This is a genomic window from Mesorhizobium silamurunense, assembly GCF_014843825.1.
Classification (GTDB): domain Bacteria; phylum Pseudomonadota; class Alphaproteobacteria; order Rhizobiales; family Rhizobiaceae; genus Mesorhizobium; species Mesorhizobium silamurunense.
In genome coordinates this window covers 1-18,925 of record NZ_JHQR01000399.1, presented here as the reverse complement: position 1 = coordinate 18,925, position 18,925 = coordinate 1, and the positions used below count along the sequence as shown (strand labels likewise).

Annotated in this window: 19 protein-coding genes; 4 read left to right on the top strand and 15 right to left on the bottom strand. The window is 65.4% G+C overall.

What is annotated here, in order from left to right; genetic code table 11:
- The coding region (locus tag DH10_RS34815; protein ID WP_425515396.1) for an ATP-binding cassette domain-containing protein at positions 1–242 on the bottom strand (242 nt) is incomplete at its 3' end.
- 207 nt (positions 243–449) lie between these two features.
- On the opposite strand from DH10_RS34815, the gene DH10_RS34810 reads away from it, so the two are divergent.
- From DH10_RS34810 to DH10_RS34805, 3 genes are read left to right on the top strand one after another with little or no spacing between them, the layout of a single operon-like run.
- Positions 450–1,124 carry a cysteine hydrolase family protein gene (locus tag DH10_RS34810; RefSeq protein ID WP_192256018.1) on the top strand — a complete coding sequence of 225 codons (675 nt, stop codon included), beginning with the start codon at positions 450–452 and terminating at the stop codon, positions 1,122–1,124.
- Entirely contained in the window at positions 1,087–1,584 is a 498-nt protein-coding gene (locus DH10_RS37465) for an antibiotic biosynthesis monooxygenase family protein (RefSeq protein ID WP_246506537.1), read from the top strand. Before DH10_RS34810 ends, DH10_RS37465 begins: the two co-directional genes overlap by 38 nt.
- A gap of 8 nt (positions 1,585–1,592) precedes the next feature.
- A complete protein-coding gene (locus tag DH10_RS34805) occupies positions 1,593–2,525 on the top strand; it encodes a sigma-70 family RNA polymerase sigma factor (RefSeq protein ID WP_312891332.1) in 933 nt (310 codons plus the stop codon).
- A gap of 44 nt (positions 2,526–2,569) precedes the next feature.
- Here the strand turns inward: DH10_RS34805 and DH10_RS34800 are convergent, their stop codons facing one another.
- Both DH10_RS34800 and DH10_RS34795 read right to left on the bottom strand, forming a co-directional pair.
- Positions 2,570–3,508, bottom strand: a complete 939-nt coding sequence (locus DH10_RS34800; RefSeq protein ID WP_192256016.1) for an LLM class flavin-dependent oxidoreductase — start codon at positions 3,506–3,508, stop codon at positions 2,570–2,572.
- 153 nt (positions 3,509–3,661) lie between these two features.
- On the bottom strand, positions 3,662–3,811 hold the full coding sequence (locus DH10_RS34795) for a hypothetical protein (protein WP_082953811.1): 150 nt from the start codon (positions 3,809–3,811) through the stop codon (positions 3,662–3,664).
- A 301-nt stretch (positions 3,812–4,112) separates the two neighbouring features.
- Between DH10_RS34795 and DH10_RS34790 the strand changes: the two genes are divergently transcribed.
- On the top strand, positions 4,113–4,880 hold the full coding sequence (locus DH10_RS34790; RefSeq protein WP_192256015.1) for an SDR family NAD(P)-dependent oxidoreductase: 768 nt from the start codon (positions 4,113–4,115) through the stop codon (positions 4,878–4,880).
- A 66-nt stretch (positions 4,881–4,946) separates the two neighbouring features.
- On the opposite strand, the gene DH10_RS34785 is transcribed toward DH10_RS34790, so the two are convergent.
- From DH10_RS34785 to DH10_RS34730, 12 genes are all read right to left on the bottom strand, one after another.
- The gene (locus DH10_RS34785; RefSeq protein ID WP_192256013.1) at positions 4,947–5,891 is read right to left on the bottom strand and encodes an ABC transporter permease; all 945 of its coding nucleotides are present in this window, start codon (positions 5,889–5,891) and stop codon (positions 4,947–4,949) included.
- Positions 5,888–6,943, bottom strand: a complete 1,056-nt coding sequence (locus DH10_RS34780) for an ABC transporter permease (RefSeq protein WP_192385880.1) — start codon at positions 6,941–6,943, stop codon at positions 5,888–5,890. The genes DH10_RS34785 and DH10_RS34780 overlap by 4 nt, the downstream gene beginning before the upstream one ends.
- The gene (locus DH10_RS34775) at positions 6,943–8,454 is read right to left on the bottom strand and encodes an ABC transporter ATP-binding protein (protein ID WP_192256010.1); all 1,512 of its coding nucleotides are present in this window, start codon (positions 8,452–8,454) and stop codon (positions 6,943–6,945) included. The genes DH10_RS34780 and DH10_RS34775 overlap by 1 nt, the downstream gene beginning before the upstream one ends.
- A 163-nt stretch (positions 8,455–8,617) precedes the next feature.
- A complete protein-coding gene (locus DH10_RS34770; RefSeq protein ID WP_192256009.1) occupies positions 8,618–9,643 on the bottom strand; it encodes a BMP family protein in 1,026 nt (341 codons plus the stop codon).
- A 328-nt stretch (positions 9,644–9,971) separates the two neighbouring features.
- Positions 9,972–12,044: a 3-hydroxyacyl-CoA dehydrogenase NAD-binding domain-containing protein gene (locus DH10_RS34765; protein WP_192385879.1), complete on the bottom strand. Its 2,073-nt coding sequence runs from the start codon at positions 12,042–12,044 to the stop codon at positions 9,972–9,974.
- 278 nt (positions 12,045–12,322) lie between these two features.
- Entirely contained in the window at positions 12,323–13,270 is a 948-nt protein-coding gene (locus tag DH10_RS34760; protein ID WP_192256007.1) for an ABC transporter permease, read from the bottom strand.
- Between the two features lie 3 nt (positions 13,271–13,273).
- Positions 13,274–14,251, bottom strand: coding sequence for an ABC transporter permease (locus tag DH10_RS34755; protein WP_192256006.1), 978 nt, complete (start codon positions 14,249–14,251; stop codon positions 13,274–13,276).
- A gap of 1 nt (position 14,252) precedes the next feature.
- Positions 14,253–15,716 carry a sugar ABC transporter ATP-binding protein gene (locus tag DH10_RS34750; RefSeq protein WP_192256005.1) on the bottom strand — a complete coding sequence of 488 codons (1,464 nt, stop codon included), beginning with the start codon at positions 15,714–15,716 and terminating at the stop codon, positions 14,253–14,255.
- A 46-nt stretch (positions 15,717–15,762) separates the two neighbouring features.
- The gene (locus DH10_RS34745) at positions 15,763–16,779 is read right to left on the bottom strand and encodes an ABC transporter substrate-binding protein (RefSeq protein ID WP_192256004.1); all 1,017 of its coding nucleotides are present in this window, start codon (positions 16,777–16,779) and stop codon (positions 15,763–15,765) included.
- Between the two features lie 86 nt (positions 16,780–16,865).
- On the bottom strand, positions 16,866–17,756 hold the full coding sequence (locus tag DH10_RS34740) for an SMP-30/gluconolactonase/LRE family protein (protein WP_192256002.1): 891 nt from the start codon (positions 17,754–17,756) through the stop codon (positions 16,866–16,868).
- Entirely contained in the window at positions 17,756–17,950 is a 195-nt protein-coding gene (locus DH10_RS34735; protein ID WP_192256000.1) for a tautomerase family protein, read from the bottom strand. The genes DH10_RS34740 and DH10_RS34735 overlap by 1 nt, the downstream gene beginning before the upstream one ends.
- A gap of 141 nt (positions 17,951–18,091) precedes the next feature.
- Positions 18,092–18,829 (bottom strand): response regulator transcription factor, encoded by a 738-nt coding sequence (locus DH10_RS34730; protein WP_192255998.1) that lies wholly within the window; start codon positions 18,827–18,829, stop codon positions 18,092–18,094.
- Between the last annotated feature and the right edge of the window lie 96 nt (positions 18,830–18,925).

Below are 18,925 nucleotides of genomic sequence, written 5' to 3'. Positions count from 1 at the left end.
AGCTCGCGCGCGCCCCAGCCGCCGAGCGGGCGCTCGGCGAAGCGGATGTCGCCCGAGCTCGCTGGCTGCTGCCGCGCCAGAAGCTTGACCAGCGTCGACTTGCCGGAACCGTTGTGACCGATCAGCCCATAGACCCGCGAGCGCTGCAGTTCGAACGAGACTGGCCCGAGCAGCGTGCGCTCGCCGACGGCAAAGCTGACCGCTTCGACATGAAAGGCTGTCTGGGCACCTGCTCCGGTCAACATCCGTCTCCCAAGCGGCCGCTGCCTCGCCAGGCGGCCAACGCTGGTTGACTAGAAAACATGAGCTTTCTAGTCAACTCTAAAGGTGACTTTCTTGATCAACAAATCTCCGAGCCGCCCGATCGACGGCCCGGCGACACCGTGAGGTCTGGACGACGACGCCGTCGCTGGGCCACCATGCCGGTCGGCAAATCGAGGCAGCAGGCGATGATCAAGGCGACCCCGTTCGACTTCCCCTATGACGGCCGGCTGGTGCCGCAGAACACCGCCTTGCTCGTGATCGACCTGCAGGAGGACTTCCTGTCGCCGACGGGGTACTTCGCCAGGAAAGGCTATGATCCCTCGCCGCTGAGGGCGATCCTGCCGGCCGTGAACCGGCTGATTGCGATCGCCCGCGCCGCCGGCCTGACCATCGTCCACACCAGGCAAGGCTACCGCGCCGACATGGCCGACATGACGCCTTACGAGAAATGGCGCCGCAAACGGGCCGGACTTGACGGCACCGACATCCTGCTGCGCTCCAGCCCGGGCTTCCAGATCGTTTCCGACATAGAGGTCAAACCGCAAGACATCGTCGTCGACAAGACCTGCAACGGCGCCTTCACCTATACGGATCTGGAACTGATCCTGAGGGCGCGCGGCATCGCGCATCTCCTGTTCACCGGCTGCACGACCGATGTCTGCGTCCACACTACCTTGCGCGAGGCCTGCGACCGCAATTTCCAGTGCCTGACGATCGCGGACGCCTGCGCCAGCGGCGACCAAAAAGCGCACGAGGCCGCGCTACACATGGTGACGGTCGAGGATGGCGTGTTCGGCGCGCTGACGGACTCGGAGGCTGTTATTGCTGCGCTATCGCGGCTCGCGGCGGGAACGGGTTGAAGTCGAGATCACGCCACCGCAAGATCTGTTGGCCACAATTTTTTTGCATGCACCGTTCCGTTCCCGGCATCGCGTTCGTCTTGGCGGTTGTGACGATCGCGGAAGCCACCACGGCCTCCGCCGCCAGGACAAACGGAGCCAAGCCATGTCGACCGCAGTGACCTTGATCAATGTCTTTACCGCCACGTCCGGCAAGCAGCAGGACCTCGCAAGGGTGCTTGCCGAAGGGACGCGGAACTTCTTCAGCAAGCAGCCGGGCTCGCTGGCCTCGTCCGTGGTCGTCGGCGGCGACGGCAGCAAGGTGGTCAACATCTCGCAATGGCGCTCGGCCGAAGACATCGCCGCCTTCCGGAGCGATCCCCGCTTCGCCGATTACATGAAGACGATTCTCGAGCTTGGAACGGGCGAGAGCGTGATGGGCCACACCAGCTATTCCCATACGGCTGGCGTGGAGAACTAGGAGGCTGCGTGACCGGTTCGCATGACCATCCCGTTGCGACGACCGAGGCCAGGCTTCGCGCTTTCGAGCGCGAAGCCGCCGGCTTGAGAGCCCGGTTGCACCGCTATTGCTCGCGGATGGTGGGATCGGTCATCGATGGCGAGGACATCGTCCAGGAGGCTTTGGCCAAAGCTTTCGTGGCGATCAGGAATGGAGATATGCCCGAAAAGACCGAGTCCTGGCTGTTTCGCATCGCGCACAATTCAGCGCTTGATTTCCTGCGCAAGCGGACCCGTTCGCGGATGAGCGAAAGCGAGGTCGAGATCGATGCGATCGCCGACGAAGATTCCCCCATCGATGCGCGTATCGCCGCCGAGGCGAGCCTTGCCGAGCTGATGCAATTGCCGCCGGCACAGCGATGCACTGTCGTTCTGAAGGATGTGCTCGGCCACAGCCTCGAGGAGATCGGCGAGATCCTCGAAACCACCGAAACGGCAATCAAGGGCGCGCTGCAGCGAGGTCGCGAGAGCCTGCGCAAGCTCGCCGCCGCGCCACGGGCGGCATCGTCGCGCCCGACCCTCAACCGAGAGGATATGCGGCGCCTCGGCGACTATGTCGCGGCCTTCAACGCCCGGGATTTCGACGCCTTGCGCGGCCTGCTTGCCTACGACGTGAAGCTGGAACTGGTCAATCGGCTTCGCGCCGAAGGCAAGGAATATGTCGGCAATTATTTTGGCCGTTATTCCGACGAGACGCACTGGCACTTCACCACCGGCCTCGTCGAAGGCCGGCCCGCCATCCTGGTCACCAGCCCGGATCGTCCGGACGGGCCGCCGCGCTACTTCATCCTCATCGATTGGGAGAATGGCCGGATCGCCGGCATCCGCGATTTCCTCTTCGCGGACTATGTCATGGACGGCGTCGACTATGCCCCGCAGCCACCATCGTCCGTCGATCCTTGATGAGACCGACGGCCGCGCCGGCGGTCTCACCTCGATCTGAAATCTCAGCGGAGCTGTGCCTCGGTAAAAGAGCGCGACGCAAACGTTTCTGGCGGCGGAGTGTCGGCTTCGCGCCGCGCCAGCGAATTCGCGATCAGCGTGACCGTCTCGCGGCCGATCCGGGCAATCTCACTGGAACGGTCGATGCCGCCGATCATGTATTCCTCGATGCCGAGCGCTGCGTAGGGCAGCAGCGAGAGTGCAAGCCGTGCCGGCGGCCCCGCGACCTCGACCGCCTTGTGGTCGGAGGCGCCCGACCAGCCTTCGGGGCGAATGCGGGCGGGAAGCGCGAAGCGCAGCTTGCCGGCACGACCATGCTCGGCGGCGGCGCTGCGCACACGCTGCATCAACTGCGCGACTTCGTCCGGCGAGCCTGCCGCCAGCTCGAAGATGTCGGCGTGCCTGCCGGCGACCTTCAGCGCGGTGCCGGACTGCCCGCCGAGACGGATCGTCAGGTCGGCGCCATGCGGGCCCTTGCGCGGCACGTAACCGCCTCTGACGCTGTAGAAGGCGCCTTCGTGATCGAAAGGCTTGTCGTTCGACCAAAGGCGCTTCAACAGCACCAGATATTCGTCGATGCGCTGCCACACCACGCTGTGGCCGACGGGCCGCGCCTCGGCGTCGCTGTCCTCGAGCGGCTCGCTCAGCATCCGAAGCGACAGGCGGCCGCCGCTCTTGGCGTCGAGCGCCGCAAGCTGCCTTGCCGCCACCGTCGGCTCGATCACGCCGGCCCAGTGCGTCAGCGCGACTTCCAGCGACGCCGTGCGGTCGAGCGTCTGGGCGGCGATATCCATATTGGTGAGCAGGCCGGCCGGGTCGTCGACCACCAGCTTGCGGAAGCCCGCATCCTCGATCAGCGACAGCTTGGTCGCGGTCTCGGCGAAATCATAGAAGAAGCTGCCATTGGCAGGCTTACCGGGAACATGCGTGAACTCGATCGGCATTGCCATCGCCTCCATCACGTTGGTCGCCCCGCTTCGAAACCCTCGAATTGAAATTCATGCGCAGGCGCACGACAGCGCGCCGGCACGCGGCCAGTTTCAACTCCAATCACTCGACTCGGTTTTTTTGTCTTGCGGGACCTCGTCCCGATGCGGTCAGGGTATGATCCCGAGCACCACCGCGCCGGTGAACACGAACGCCAGCGCGAAAACGAGATAGGCGAAGGTGCCGCCATAGGCGGGCCTCCAGCTCTGGTCGGCGGTCAGCCTCTGGCCCTTGCGCTGAGCATTTTGCATGTAGGTCATGGTCGAGCCTCCGTCTCGGCCATTAATCTATAAAGTTAGTATACTTTGTCGATTGCTATTTTCGGGTAATTTTTGAAACCACATTCTCAGAACCGGCCAATAGGTGGTTTTTCTTGCCCTTCCAGAGGAGAGGGTCCGATCGTCAACCCATGCGACGCCGACTTTGACTGAGCTGCGATCCGCCGGTCCAAGCAGCCTCCCGACGCCAAAAAGCCCTTTGTTCGACAAGGCTTGGCCATGCCGAGCGTCGGCGGTAGCATCTGCCCCGAACGAAAAAGGACCTCGGAACAGGACGGAGAAAATGGGTGGAAGGCTGGCGGGCAAGGTCGCGATCATCTCGGGAGGCGCGACGGGCATGGGCGGAGCGGCTTCCGAGCTGTTTGCTGCCGAAGGCGCCAAGGTGGCGATCATCGACCGCAACGGCGAGGCGGCCGGCAAGACCGCTGCGGCGATCCGCGACCGCGGCCACGTCGCCGAGCATTTCGTGGCCGACGTCTCGGATGAAGCCCAGGTCGAAGCGGCGGCGAAGGCAGCGGCCGAAAAATTCGGCCCGGTCACCGTGCTGTTCAACCACGCCGGTACGATCGTGATAAAGCCCTTCCTGGAGACGACGCTCAAGGAATGGGACTGGCTGCATGCGGTCAACGTGCGTTCGATGTTCCTGATGACGCGCGCGGTGCTGCCTGGCATGATCGCCGCCGGCGGCGGCTCGATCGTCTGCACCTCGTCCATCTCGGCGGTGGCGGCGACGCCGAACGAAGTGCTCTACGACACCACCAAAGGCGCCTGCCACATGTTCGCGCGCGCCATCGCGGTGGAGTTCCGCGACCGCAACATCCGCTGCAATGCCGTCTGCCCCGGCTTCATCCGTACGCCGCACGGCCTGCGCGAGGTGGCGGACCTCGGCAAGCTCGGCGTCGATGTTTCCGATGCCGCCATGGCCGCGCAGCAGGGCCGCATCGGCGAACCTGAGGAAGTGGCGAAGGCCGCGCTGTTCCTGGCCAGCGACGAATCGAGCTTCGTCAATGGCGCGCATCTCTTCGTCGACAACGCCTTCACGGCGATCTGAAGCTTTGCAGAATCTAGGTTCCTCGCCCCCGCGAAGCGGGGGAGAGGAACCCAAGCTTTGCTTGCTCTACCGTTCTTCCCGCCGGAATGGCTTCAACAGCGCCGACGGCGCAACCGCATTGCGCGACATGAAGGCCATGGCGATGATGGTGAAGATGAAGGGCAGCATCAGGAACGCCTCATAGGGGATATGCCCGAGTCCGCTCGCCTGCATCCTGAGCTGCAGCGCGTCGACGAAAGCGAAGAGCAGCGCCGCGCCTGCCGAGCGCCACGGATCCCAGCGGCCGAACACGACCAGCGCGATCGCCACCCAGCCGCGGCCCGACACCACGCCGAAGGTGAAAGCGTTGAACTGCGCCATGGTGAGGAAGGCGCCGGCAAGCCCCATCAGCGCGCCGCCAAGGATCACCGCCTGGAAGCGGGTGGCAATCACGCTGACGCCGGCCGAATCGGCGGCACGCGGGTTTTCGCCGACCATGCGCACCGACAGACCCCAGGGCGTGCGGTAGAGCACGAAGGCGGCAAGCGGGATGGCGACGATTGCCAGATAGACCAGCGTGAACTGGTTGAACACCGCCGGGCCGAGGATCGGGATGTCCGAAAGGATCGGGATCGGCACGGGCTTGAAGCCGTCGATGCTCGGCGGCACCGACTGCTGGCCGAAGATCAGCCTGTAGAGGAAATAGGCAAGGCCGGATGAGAACAGCGTCACGCCGATGCCGCAGACATGCTGGCTGAGGCCGAGCGCCACCGTGAACAGCGCGTGCAGCGCCCCCATCAGCGCGCCGACAAGCACGGCAACCAGCACGCCCAGCCACAGGCTGCCGCTGAGGCTGGCGGCGGTAAAGCCGGCCATGGCCGACAACAGCATGATGCCTTCGATGCCGAGGTTGAGCACGCCTGCGCGCTCGGAGAACATTTCGCCGAGTGTGGCGAAGGCGAGCGGCGTCGCGATGCGGATGATGGCGGCCAGGAAGCCGACCTGGAAGATCTGCTCGAACACCGCGCTCATGCCGACGCTCCCACGCGGCGGATGCGATAGGCGGTGAAGAGCAACGCCACCAGCATGGCGAGCAGCGCCGTGCCTTGGATGACGTCGCTCAGAAAAGCCGGCACGCCGGTTGCGCGCGACATCGCCTCGGCGCCAGTCATGACAGCGGCAAGGAAGATCGCCGCCGGCACCACGCCGAGCGGATTGAGGCGGGCGAGCATCGCGACGACGATGCCGGAGTAGCCGTAGCCCGGCGAGATGTCGCTCATCACCTGGAAGTGCACGCCGCCGACCTCACCGACGCCGGCGAGCCCAGCCAGCGCGCCGGAGAGCAGCGCGGTGGAAAGCAGCACGCGCTGCACGTTGATGCCGCCATAGCGTGCCGCTTCCGGGTTCTCGCCGGTGACGCGGATCCGGAAGCCGAGCGTGGTGCGCGCGATCAGGAACCAGCAAAGGGGTGCTGCAATCAGCGCCACGACGACGCCGAGATGCAGCCGCGTGCCCTCGATCAGCACCGGGAAATTGGCGGAATCCTCGATGGGCGGCGAGAGCGGATAGCCGCTGAACGTGTCCTTCCACGGTCCCTCGATCAGCGCCATCAGCGCATAATAGATCACCGAGTTGAGCAGCAGCGAGCTCACCACGTCGTCGACCTTGAATTTTACGCGCAGCGTCGCCGGAACGAGCGCCACGACGGCGCCGGCGGCCGCACCCGCCAGCGCCATCAGAAGCATGGCGAGGTAACCCGGCATCGGGATCGCGCCGACGGCGCAGCTTGCCACCGCGCCGGCCAGCAGCTGGCCTTCGGCGCCGATGTTCCAGAACTTGGCGCGGAAGGCGATTGCCACCGCGAGGCCGGTGAAGATCATCGGCGCGGCCCGCACCAGCGTCTCGGTGATGGCGTAGCTGTCGCCGAGCGAGGCCGACAGCATCACACCGTAGGCTTCGATAACACCGGCGCCTGCTACGGCGATGAGGCCGCTGCACAAAACCAGCGCGACCGCGATGGCCAGCAGCGGCAGCGCGAGATTGAACCAGGCGGGTGTGGAGGTGCGGGCTTCGAGACGAAACATCAGGCGTGCCCCTCCGCGCCGGTCATCATCAGGCCGAGCCTTGCGACAGTGGCGTCAGCACCAGAAAGCGTGCCGGCGATGCAGCCCTCATACATCACCGCGATGCGGTCCGAGAGCATCAGCAATTCTTCGAGATCCTCGCCTATGACGATGATGCCGCAGCCCTTGGCGCGCATTGCCAGAAACTTCTCGTGAATGAAGCGGGCGGCGCCGATGTCGAGACCGCGTGTCGGCTGCGAGACGATCAGCACCTTTGGGTCGAAGGCGAGCTCGCGTGCCAGCAGCGCCTTCTGCAGGTTGCCGCCGGAAAGCGCGCCGGCGCGCGCCATCGGCCCCGGGCAGCGTATGTCATAGGCCTTGATCTGTTCTTCGGCGAAGGCGCGGATCGCGGCGGGATCGAGCAGGCCTTTGCGGCTGAAGGCCTCGGTGCCGATGCGCGGCAGCACCATGGAATCGGCGAGCGGCAGGTTGGTGACCAGCCCGGTCGTCATCCGGTCCTCCGGGATGCGGCCGAGCCCGAGCGCCTGCAGCTCGCGCGGCGAGAATTGCGCAACCGCTTTGCCGGCTATCGTCATCGTACCGGTCTTTGGCGGCAGCATGCCGGAGATCACATCGGCAAGCGCCCGCTGGCCGTTGCCGGAAACGCCGGCGATGCCGAGTATCTCGCCCGCTCGGACCACGAGCGACACCTCGCGCAGCGGCGTGCCGCCATGACCGACCGTGGAGATGCCGTCCAGCGTCAACACGGAGGCGCCGGGCGTCGACGCCCCCTTCGCCGGCGGCGCGATTTCGTGGCCGCACATCAGCTTGGCCATCTCGGCCGACGTCGTGCTGGCCGGATGATCGACGCGGCCGGCGACCTTGCCGTGCCTGAGCACCACGCAGCGATGGGTGAGCGCCCTGACTTCGTTCAGCTTGTGCGAGATGAAGATGATGCCGAGCCCTTGGCCCACCATCGAGCGCAGCGCGGCGAACAGGCCGTCGACCTCGCTCGGCGCCAGCACCGCCGTCGGCTCGTCGAGGATCAAAAGCTTCGCGCCGCGAAACAACGCCTTGATGATTTCGAGCCGCTGCTGCTCGCCGACCGACAGCGCCGAGACCGGCAGGTCGGGGGCGAGACTCAAGCCGTGCCGACGGCCGATCTCCTTGAGCCGCGCCAGCCCGCCGGAGCGGTCGATGCGACCGGATTTGCCGGGAATGCCTATCAAAAGGTTTTCCAGCACCGTCAGGCGCGGCGCCAGATGGAAATGCTGGTGCACCATGCCGATGCCGGCGGCCAAGGCATCGGCCGAACTGTGGATGGCGACCGGCCTGCCTTCGACCAGGATCTCGCCGGCGTCCGGCGCATAGGCGCCGAACAGCACGTTCATCAGCGTCGTCTTGCCGGCGCCGTTCTCGCCGAGCAGGCCGAGGATCTCGCCGGGCGCCACGCTGAGATCGACGGTCTCGTTCGCCTTGACGGCGCCGAAGCTCTTGGTGATGCCGCGCATTTCGATGAGGGGGGCGGACAAGGGGATGCTCCTGCGCTGATACCCCTCCCCCTCGAGGGGAGGGTGCCGAGCGAAGCTTCGCCTCAACCGCCTCGACGTTGATTTTGAAGATGGAGCGCGTCGCGGGCGCCCCCTCCCGACCCTGCGGGCTACCCCTCCCCTCAAGGGGGAGGGGTAGCCGCGCTCAATCCGAAACCGGCGTGTTCTCGTCGACGTCGACGCGGAAATTGCCTTCCAGAATCTCGGCCTTCTTCTTCTCGACCAGGTCCTTGACCTCGGCCGGCAGCGTCTTGTCGAACTTGTGGTAAGGCGCGAGATAGGAGCCGCCCTTGGCCATGCGCGAAAAGTCGCCATAGTCCTGCGCGGTGAAGACGCCGGCCTTGACCAGCTTGATCGCCTGCTCGACCGTCGGATACATGTCCCAGACCGGGCCGGTGACGACCGTGTCGGGGCCGAGGCTCGACTGGTCGGACATGTTGGAGATGGCAAGAATCTTCTTCTCCACCGCCGCCTCGATGACGCCGAAGCGCTCCGCATAGATGACGTCGACGCCGGCATCGATCTGCGCCACCGCCGCTTCCTTGGCCTTCGGCGGATCGAAGAAGGAGCCGATGAAGGCGACCTTCTTCTTGACGTTCGGGTTGACCTCTTTGGCGCCGGCGAAGAAGGCGTTGACCAGCCGGTTCACTTCCGGAATGCCCATCGCTGCGACCGCACCCACCGTGCCCGACTTCGACATCTTGCCGGCGATCATGCCGGAGAGATAGGCGGGCTCATGGATCCAGTTGTCGAAGACGCCGAAATTCGGTTCCGCCGGCCCGGCGCCGGAACCGAACAGCCACGCCGTCTTCGGGAACTGTTTTGCCGTGCGGCGCGATTCGCGCTCGGCCGCGAAAGCATCGCCCAGCACCAGCTGGTAGCCGCCCTGCGCATATTCGCGCATCACGCGGCTGAAGTCGGCGGTCTGCACCTTCTCCGACCATTTGTACTCGATGCCCAGTTCCTTCTCGGCCTTCTGCAAGGCGACATGGATCTGGTTGTCCCACGGCTCCTCGATCGGCGTGGCGAAGATCGCCGCCACCTTCAGCTTCTTGTCCTTGGCGAAGGCGGCATTCGGCAGCGCGGCCGCCGCCAGCCCCAGCTTGCCGAGTTCCAGCACGTTGCGCCGCGACAGGCCGGCGCGCTTCGTTTTGTTATGATCGTTTTCCATTGAAGTTCCCCTCTGTTCGACGGCCGTGTCGAGCCGGCCGTTCAATAAATGTCAGACGCCAAGACTATGGAACGGCGCCTGAGTTTTGTCCACATGGTCAAATTTGGCTTTGTCGCCGCCGCGTTCGTCATCCACGGGCGGAGCAGGGAGCGTAGCGACGCAGCGCAAACCCGAGGATCCATGCCGTAACGTTCGAGCGCCGCAATGGTGCAGAACTAGCGAGGGCAGCGCCGGCGCTCGTTCTGCACCGTCGCATTCTCGGTTTGATGTAACGGCATGGATTCCAGGGTCTACACTTCGCTTCGCCCTGGAATGACGAAGCAAGGGGTTAGGCCGGCCTACCGACAACACCCTCCCAGTTCCCCTTCTCCGCAAACCTCCTCAGCAGTGGCGCCGGTTCGAAAATCGCCCGGCCGGTTTGCCGGTGCCAATACTCCAGCCGCTCGACGATCCTGGCCGCGCCGTCGAGCCCGGCCCAGAACATCGGCCCTCCCTTGCCGACGGGAAAGCCGTAGCCGTTCGCCCAGACGACATCGATATCGGACGCCCGCGCTGCGATGCCTTCCGCCAGGATCCTCGCGCCCTCGTTGACCAGGGGATAGAGCGTGCGTTCGATGATTTCTTCCGCGCCGATCGCGCGCGCTTCGACGTCTTGCTCTGCCGCCTTGGCGAGGATCAGCGCCTCGACTTCGGGATCGGCCACCGGTTCGCGCGAGCCGCTTTCGTAGCGATACCAGCCGCGCCCGGTCTTCTGGCCGAAGCGCCCTTGCTCGCACAGCGTATCGGCAATCACCGCCGTCTGGCCGCGCGCCTTGCGGTTGCGCCAGCCGATGTCGAGGCCGGCGAGATCGCCCATCTGGAACGGCCCCATCGGCCAGCCGAAGTCGGTGAAGGCCTTGTCGATCTTGCTGGGCGTTGCGCCCTCCAGCAGCAGGAACTCGTTCTCGGCGCCGCGCGCGGACAGCATGCGGTTGCCGACGAAGCCATGGCAGACGCCGACGACGACCGCCGCCTTGCCGATGCGTCGCGCCAGATCGACCACTGTCGCCAGCACATCGGGCGCAGTCTTTTCGGCGCGCACGATCTCCAAGAGCTTCATGACATTGGCCGGCGAGAAGAAATGCATGCCGAGCATGTCCTGCGGCCGGGAAATCGAAGCGGCGATCTCGTTGACGTCTAGATAGGAGGTGTTGGTGGCGAGGATGGCGCCGGGCTTGGCAACTGCATCCAGCTTGCCGAACACGTCTTTCTTGACCGCCATATCCTCGAACACCGCCTCGATGATCAGGTCGCATTCTGCAAGGTCGGCATAGTCGATGCTGCCCTTGAACAGGCCGAGCCGCTGCTGCTTGGCCTCTTCGCTGAGCGAGCCGCGACTGACCGACACGGCATAATTCTTCTCGATCGTCGCCAGCCCGCGCTGCAGCGCCTCGGCACTCGTCTCCAGCAGGGTCACCGGAAAGCCGCCATTGGCGAAAGCCATGGCGATACCGCCGCCCATCGTGCCGGCGCCGATGACGCCGACGCGGGCAATCTTGCGCTTGTGCAGATCCCTGCCGGGCACCTTCGCCGCCTCGCGCTCGGCGAAGAACAGATACCGCTGCGCGCGCGACTGGTCGCCGGCAACAAGCTTGAGGAAAAGCCGGCGCTCGGCCGCCAGCGCTTCGTCGAAAGGCAAGGTGATCGCATTGCGCGCGGCCCCGGCACAGGCGATTGGCGCCTCCAGCCCGCGCGCCTTCCTGGCAAGATCGGCCGCATGGACGTCGAAGGCTGCGAGATCGGTTTCGGCCAGACGATCATTGCGGTCGCGGACGGCGATGAACGGCCCGCCGCTAATAGCCATTTCGCTAGCGAAACGAATTGCTTCTGCCAGCAGATCGCCATCAAGCACCGCATCGACCAGTCCTGCCGCCTCTGCTTCGCCGGCCGAAATCGGCGTTCCCGAGACGATCATGCCGAGCGCCTTCGCGGCGCCTACCAGGCGCGGCAGGCGCACCGTGCCGCCGCCGCCCGGCAGTAGGCCGAGCTTCACTTCCGGCAGGCCGAGCTTGGCGTCTTGGTCGGCGACGCGAAAATGGCAGCCGAGTGCCAGCTCCAGCCCGCCGCCGAGCGCCGTGCCATGGATGGCTGCGACCGTCGGCTTGGCGATGGTTTCCAGCAAGGCGACGATGGCGCGCAGCTGCTCGACCGGCTTGCCGAACTCGGTGATGTCGGCGCCGGCGACAAAGGGGCGTCCAGCGCAGGCGATGACGATTGCACTGACGGCGGGATCGTCACGCAGCGCGACGAGCGCCTCATAGAGCGGCTTGCGGACATGAAAGCTCAGCGCATTGACCGGCGGATTGTCGATGGTGACCACCGCCACGCCATTCTCGTTCGCGACGCTGGCAGAACTGGACAAGCGGACCTCCCGAGATCGGTTGCGATCGCGGAAGGGTTTACTAGGCTGCGCCGCGAATGGAAACCGGATGTTGCGCTGGCACAATGCTTGTCCAGACAGGCAGCGACAGCGCGCTGAAGAAAGGCAACACCAAACGCTCTGACGAGCTCCGCCGATATTCAGGTCAGGCCGAGTCGAAAATGGTGGCATCCGAGAGCCGGAGCGGAACGTACTTGAAGTACGTGAGCACCGGAAGCGCAGGAAGCCGCCATTTGCAGGCCGGCATCACCTGAATATCGTCAGCGCACAGCCTTCTCCCCACCGGCCGCCGTAATCACCCCGACGATGATCAGCCCGGTCAGAACCAGCCGCACCCCGGCGCTGACGCCGAAGGTGTTGAGCATGGTGAGCAAAAGCACCAGGAACAGCCCGGCGCCCCACACACCCGGCACGTTGGCCTTGCCGCCGGCGACCGAGGTGCCGCCGATGACGACCACCGCGATCGAGGCGAGCAGATATTCGTTGCCGATATCGACATTGGCGCCGCGGAAGTAGCCCGCAAGCAACGCGCCGTCGATGCCGCCCAGCGCGCCGCACAGTGTGTAGGTGAGGAAGCGGATGCGGCCGACGTGGACACCGGCGAGCCAGGCGGCGCGGATGTTCTGGCCGATCGCCAGCACCGAGCGGCCATAGATCATGCGCTGCAGCGCGAGCGCCGCGCCAATGGTGAACAGCACCGTCAGGATCGCCAGCGCCGGAATGCCGAGGACCTGCCAGTTGGTGAAATCGGCAAAGCCAGGCGGCGGCTTGATCTGCAGGCCGCGGCCATAGCTGATGTCGACCGACTGGATGATGAAGCTCGCCGACAGCGTCGCGATGATCGGCGGGATCCTGAGCGCCCAGATCAGCAGGTAGTTGATGGCGCCGATCGCAGCGCCGCAGGCAAGCGCCGCAAGCAGCCCGACGAGGATCATGGAATCGCTGCCGCCCATGACCTTCATCGCCACGGCGCTCGCCAGTCCGATATTGGCCGGCAGCGACAGGTCGACATTGCCCGGCCCCAGCGTGATGACGAACATCTGGCCGACGCCGACGATGACGGTGAAGACGGCCAGCGAAAGCGCCGCCGTAACCATGCCGCCGGCGCCGTAGCCGCCGGTGAAGGAAACGGTCGCCGCCCACACCAAAAGAGCGCCGACAAAGGACCAGAGCCAAGGTTTTTCGAAGAGCATCCGCACAGAGGCCATGGCTCATCTCTCCCTGCGGCTGATCAGCACCCGCGCCGCCAGCACGATGATCAGGATCGCGCCGTTGGCGGCGACCTGCCAGTCGGGCGGGATGTGCATGAAGGTCAGAAGAGGCGAGGCGGCCAAAGCCAGCGTCAGCGCGCCGATGACGGCGCCGATCGGCGACACCCGGCCGCCGACGAACTCGCCGCCGCCGAGGATGACGCCGGCGATCGACAGCAGCGTGTAGCCGTTACCGATATTGGCATCGGCAGAGGTGGTGATGCCGATCAGCGCCATGCCGGACAGCACGCCGAACAGGCCGGTCAGCGCGAACAGCACGATCTTGGTGCGAAGCAGCGACCAGCCGGCGCGCCTGAGCGCCGCGGCGTTGCCGCCGGAACCGCGCAGGATCACGCCGTAGGAGGTGCGCATCAGGCCGAAATGCACAACAGCTGCGATGATCAGCGCCGCCAGGATCGGGAACGGGATGTAAGGCGGCTTGAAGGACATGATCGCCAGCAGCCAGTCGGGCGCCTTGCCGCCGGGTTTCGGCAGGATGAGGATGGCGAGCCCCTGCCAGACGAAGCTCATGCCGAGCGTCACCACGATCGAGGGCAGGTTGCGCAGATGGATCAGCGCGCCGAGCAGCGCGTAGACGCCGATCGAGCCAAGAAGCACCGCGACGCCGATGAGGGGAGCATCCCTGAGCCAGGTTGCGGTGACGCAGCCGACGAAGCCGACAAAGGTGCCGATCGACAGATCGAGCTCGTTGCCGGCGATGACGAACATCTGCGCGATCGTCGCCAGCGCGATCGGGATCGCCAGGTTCAGCATTAGGTTGAAGCCGAAATAGCTGATGGCGCGCGGGTTGAGCCAGGCGATGGCGATCAGCACCAGCGCCAGCGACAGCGCCGGCAAAAGGCTGCGCAGCATGCGCGCCCTGGCCCCACTGCCGCGCGGCGAGGATTTCGGCACCGTGCCGGGAACGATCGCCGTCATCTCAGGCCGCATCGCCGAACGAGGATTGGATGATTTTCTCCTCCGTCAGCTCGTCACGGCCGAGATTGGCGACGATCCGGCCGTTCTTGAAGACATAGACCTGGTCGCAATTGTCGAGCTCTTCGGTCTCGGTGGTGTACCAGAGGAAGGTGCGGCCCTTGGCGGCTTCCTCGCGCACGAGGTCGTAGACTTCGAGCTTGGTGCCGATGTCGACGCCGCGCATCGGATCGTCCATCAGCACGATCTCGGCGTCGGAGCCGAGCGCGCGGGCAAACAGCGCCTTCTGCTGATTGCCGCCCGACAGCGAGAAAATGTTGTTGTTCATGTCGGGCGTGCGGATGCCGATCTTCTTCTTCCAGAAGTCGGCGAACTCCGCCTCGCGCTGCGGCGAGATCAAAAGCCCGTTGCGCAGGCGCTGAAGCGAGCGGATGCCGATGTTCTGCGCGATCGACCATTGCGCGAAGATGCCGTCCGCCTGCCGGTCGCCGGCGACCAGCGCCACCGGCGCGGTCACCTCGACGCCCGCCTTGGCGCGCGAAGCCGCCGAGAAGATGGCAAGCAAGAGATCCGTCTGGCCGTGACCGGCGAGCCCCGCGAGCCCGATGATCTCGCCCGCGCGGGCGACAAGCTCCTTGCCGTCCTGCTGCCGTGCCGGGCGCGCCCGCACCCTGAGCGCGCCGACCTCGGTTTTCGTGGTTTCGGCGGCGGCCTTTTGATGTCCTTCGGCGCCACCCATGGCGGCGACCAGCTTGTCGCGATCGAACGCGCCGGCGGCATCGGCCGCGACCACCTTGCCGTCGCGCATCACCACGATGCGGTCGGCGTTCTGCAGCACTTCGCCCAGCACGTGCGAGATCAGGATGCAGCTGCCGCCCGAGGTGACGAATCGGCGCACGAAGGCGAGCAACTGGCCGGCCGTGTGCGCATCGAGCGAGGAGGTCGGCTCGTCGAGGATGACCAGATGCAGCGGCTCGCGGGTCAGCGTGAAGGCGCGCGCCACCTCGACCATTTGCCGCCGCCCGATCGAAAGGTCGCCGGCGACGTCGTCCGCCGAGATGCCGTGGTCCGGAAAGATCTCGTCGAGCTTGGTCTGGATGAGGTCGGCGGCCTTGCGCCGCCAGCCGAAGCCGGCGAGCGCGGGATGGTTGATGCGCGTGTTTTCGGCGACGCTGAGGTTGGGGCAGAGCGACAGCTCCTGGAAGACGCATCGAATGCCGAGCTCGAGCGCGCGCGCCACGGAATAGCTCGCTTCCGCATTGCCGCGCACCGCGATCTGCCCGCCGTCCGGCCGCAGCGTTCCCGCCACCATATGCATGAGCGTCGACTTGCCGGCGCCGTTATGCCCGACCAGTCCGACGCATTCGCCGGCGCCGACGTGGAAGTCGACGCCGTTAAGCGCCCGGACGGCGCCGAAATGCTTTTCGGCGCCGTCCAGCCTGACGATATCTGCAATAGCCTGGAGCATCCTCAACGTTACCCGTTTGGCGATGCGGCTGGCAACGGTCGCGCCGCTATTGCTTGATGTTGGCCTTGATGGCCGCGATGGCGTCTTCCTGTGTGTATTCGTGGGTGGCGACGCCGCCTTCCTTGATCTTCGGCAGCGCGGCCTCGAAATCGTCCTGGGTGAAGGCGAGATAGGGCACCAGCAGATCGTGCGGAATGTCCTTGCGGCCGTCGAGCACCTGCTGTGCCACCCAGAAGGCGAGCGTCGATACGCCGGGCGCGATCGAGGCGGACCAGGTCTTGTAGCCGTCCTTCTCCTTCTGCTCCTTCCACCACTTCAGCTCGTCCTGGCGGTTGCCCATGATGATGGTCGGGCGCGGCTTTCCGGCGGCGGCGAAGGCTTGCGCGGCGCCATAGCCGTCGCCGCCCTGATCGACGATGCCGACGACGTCGGGGAGCGAAGGCAGGATGGTCGCCACCGCTTTCTGCGCCGTGGTCTGGTCCCAGTCGCCGGTCACCGAGCCGACGATCTTGAACTCGGGATGGGCGGCGACGCCTTCGAGGATGCCGGCATGGATCGCATCGTCGATCGAGGTGCCGGCAAGGCCGCGGATCTCCAGCAAATTGCCGCCCTTCGGCTGGAACTTGGCCATCTGCTCGACTTCCTGCTTGCCCATGTCCTTGAAGTCGACGACGACGCGGTAGGCGCAAGGCTCGGTCACGGTGCCGTCGAAGGAGACGACCACGATGCCGGCATCGCAGGCCTGCTTGATGGCGCCGTTAAGCGCATCGGGCGAGGCGGCGTTGATAACGATCGCGTCATAGCCCTGCAGGATCAGGTTCTGCACCTGCGCTGCCTGCGTCGGCACTTCCTTGTCGGCGGTGGTGAAGACATCCGCCGCCGCCACCACCTTGTCGTCGACCGCCTTCTTGGTGACGATGCCGTAGCTGTCGAGCATCGCCTGGCGCCACGAGTTGCCGGCGTAATTGTTGGAGAAGGCGATCTTCTTGCCGCTCGTGTCGGCAAGCGCGGTGCCCGAGGCGAGCATGGCTGCAAGAGCGCTCAAGACCAGTAGTTTCTTCATGTCATTATCCTCCCAGATGTGTTGACTGCTGCACGTCCATCGGCCCTGCGGCCGGCTTCACTCCAATCCGATCCGAGCGCTCCCGCTCAAAACAGCCTCAGTCCCGGCACACGTACCCTCAGCCGGTAAAGCGAGGTCGACGCGGCGATGTAGAGACTCCTTAGGTCCTCGTCGCCGAAGGTGAAATTGGCACAGTCTTCGGGCGTTGGAATGACGCCGAGAAGCTCGCCGGAGGCGTCGAAGACATGGATGCCGCCGGGGCCGGTGCAATAGAGGTTGCCGCGGCTGTCGATCTTCATGCCGTCCGGCGCGCCCGGCTCGTCGCCCTCCGTCACCGCCCATACCGCGCCGCCATTGAGGTCGCCATTCGCTTCGACGCCGAACACCCTGATGTGGCCGCGCTCGGTGTCGTTGACGAAGAGCCTCGATTCATCGAGCGAGAAGCAGAGCCCATTGGGCTGCACGAAATCGTCAACAAGGAGCGTCAGCCGCGCGCCGTCGCCGTCGATCCGGTAGACGCCCTGGAACGCCAGCTCCTGCGGCCTCGGCACGCCGTAGTACTCCACCCGGCCATAAGTCGGATCGGTGAAATAGATCGAGCCTCCGGTGGCGACGACGATGTCGTTCGGACTGTTGAGCTGCTTGCCCTGGTGATGGGTGGCAAGAACCGTCGTCGCGCCGTTCGGTTCGGCGCGGGTGACACGGCTGGTTGCATGCTCGCAAGTCAGCAGCCGCCCCTGCCGGTCGAGCGTGTTGCCGTTGGCCTTGTGGCTGGGCTCACGGAACAGCTCGATCTCGCCGGAGGCGCCGCGCCGGTACATGCGGCTTTGCGGAATGTCGGAAAAGACCAGCCATTTCTCGTAAGGATGCCAGACCGGCCCTTCGATGAAGCCGTAGCCGGTGGCCAGCCGCTCCATCGCCGCATCGCCGACGACGTCGTCGAAGCCGGAATGACGGGCGCGCGCCGAGATCGACATTACGAGCCCTTTGGCTCTCGCACCGGCGTGCCGCCGACGAACCAGTCGCTGCCCGGCACATCCTCGATGACCACCCAGATCGCTTCCTTGGGCAACTCGGCGACTTCGCTGATCGCCTCGGTGATGCGGCGCGAGATCTCGTTCTTGCGCTTTTGCGAATGGCCCTCGAGTATCCGTATGCTGACGAACGGCATGGGCACCTCCCGGTATTCTTGTTTTTGCCCGACATTCTTGTTCTTGTCAGACAAAAGCCTAGTCGGGACGCAGCCAGGGCGATACGGGTCTAAGCGCAGCGCCGACTGTGGTTTTGCACAGTCGGCAGCTGTTCAAGGTCGCTACTCCTGTAACGGCGTCGCCTGCGCCAGCCAGGCGTCGAGCTGTTCCTGCTCGCGCCGCAGCGCGTCTATGTTGATCAGGCCGCGCGCCATGGCGAGATAGATCGCGCGGGTGCGCGAATTGAAGACCGACGCCTCGCCGGCGCCCTCGTCCGGTGGCACGATGCCCAGCTTGTCGTAGACATGCTTGATGCGGCTCTGCGCGCCGCGGATCGACAGGCCGCGCCGGGCCGCGATCGCCCGGTCGGTGAGGCCGAGCGCTATGTCGATCAGGCTTTCATATTCGCCGTCGGTGATGCCTTCGAACCGGTCCTGGACGCGATGCTGGATGCCGCGGATCTCGCGGTCGATGATGCAATGCCCCTCGCTGAACACGCCGCGCAGCGCCGAGCGCATGCCTTCTTCGGTCGCCGACTTCAGCACATAGCCATAGACCGATCCCGGCGGCACGATACGCGCCACGCCCCGCACATAAGCCTCGTCGGCGAAATTCGACCAGAACAGGATATGCGTGCCGGCGCGCCGGCTCCAGATGGCGCGGGCCACCTCGATGCCCGTCGCCTTGGGCAATTGCAGGTCGAGCACGACATGCGGCGGCTGCCGCTCGGCCGCGAGGTTGATGGCGTCCTCGCCGTCGCCGGCTTCGATCACCTCGACGTCGCCGGGCCACAATTGCTCGACGGTGCGCCGCGCGAAGGTGCGGTGCAGCCCGTCATTTTCGGCAATCATGACCAGCATCAGACCGCCTCCGCCAATGGCTTGCCCTCGGTCGCCGCGGCGCCTGGCGCCGAAACCTTGCCCTGCGCGGGCTCGCGGTCGATCTCGACGATCACC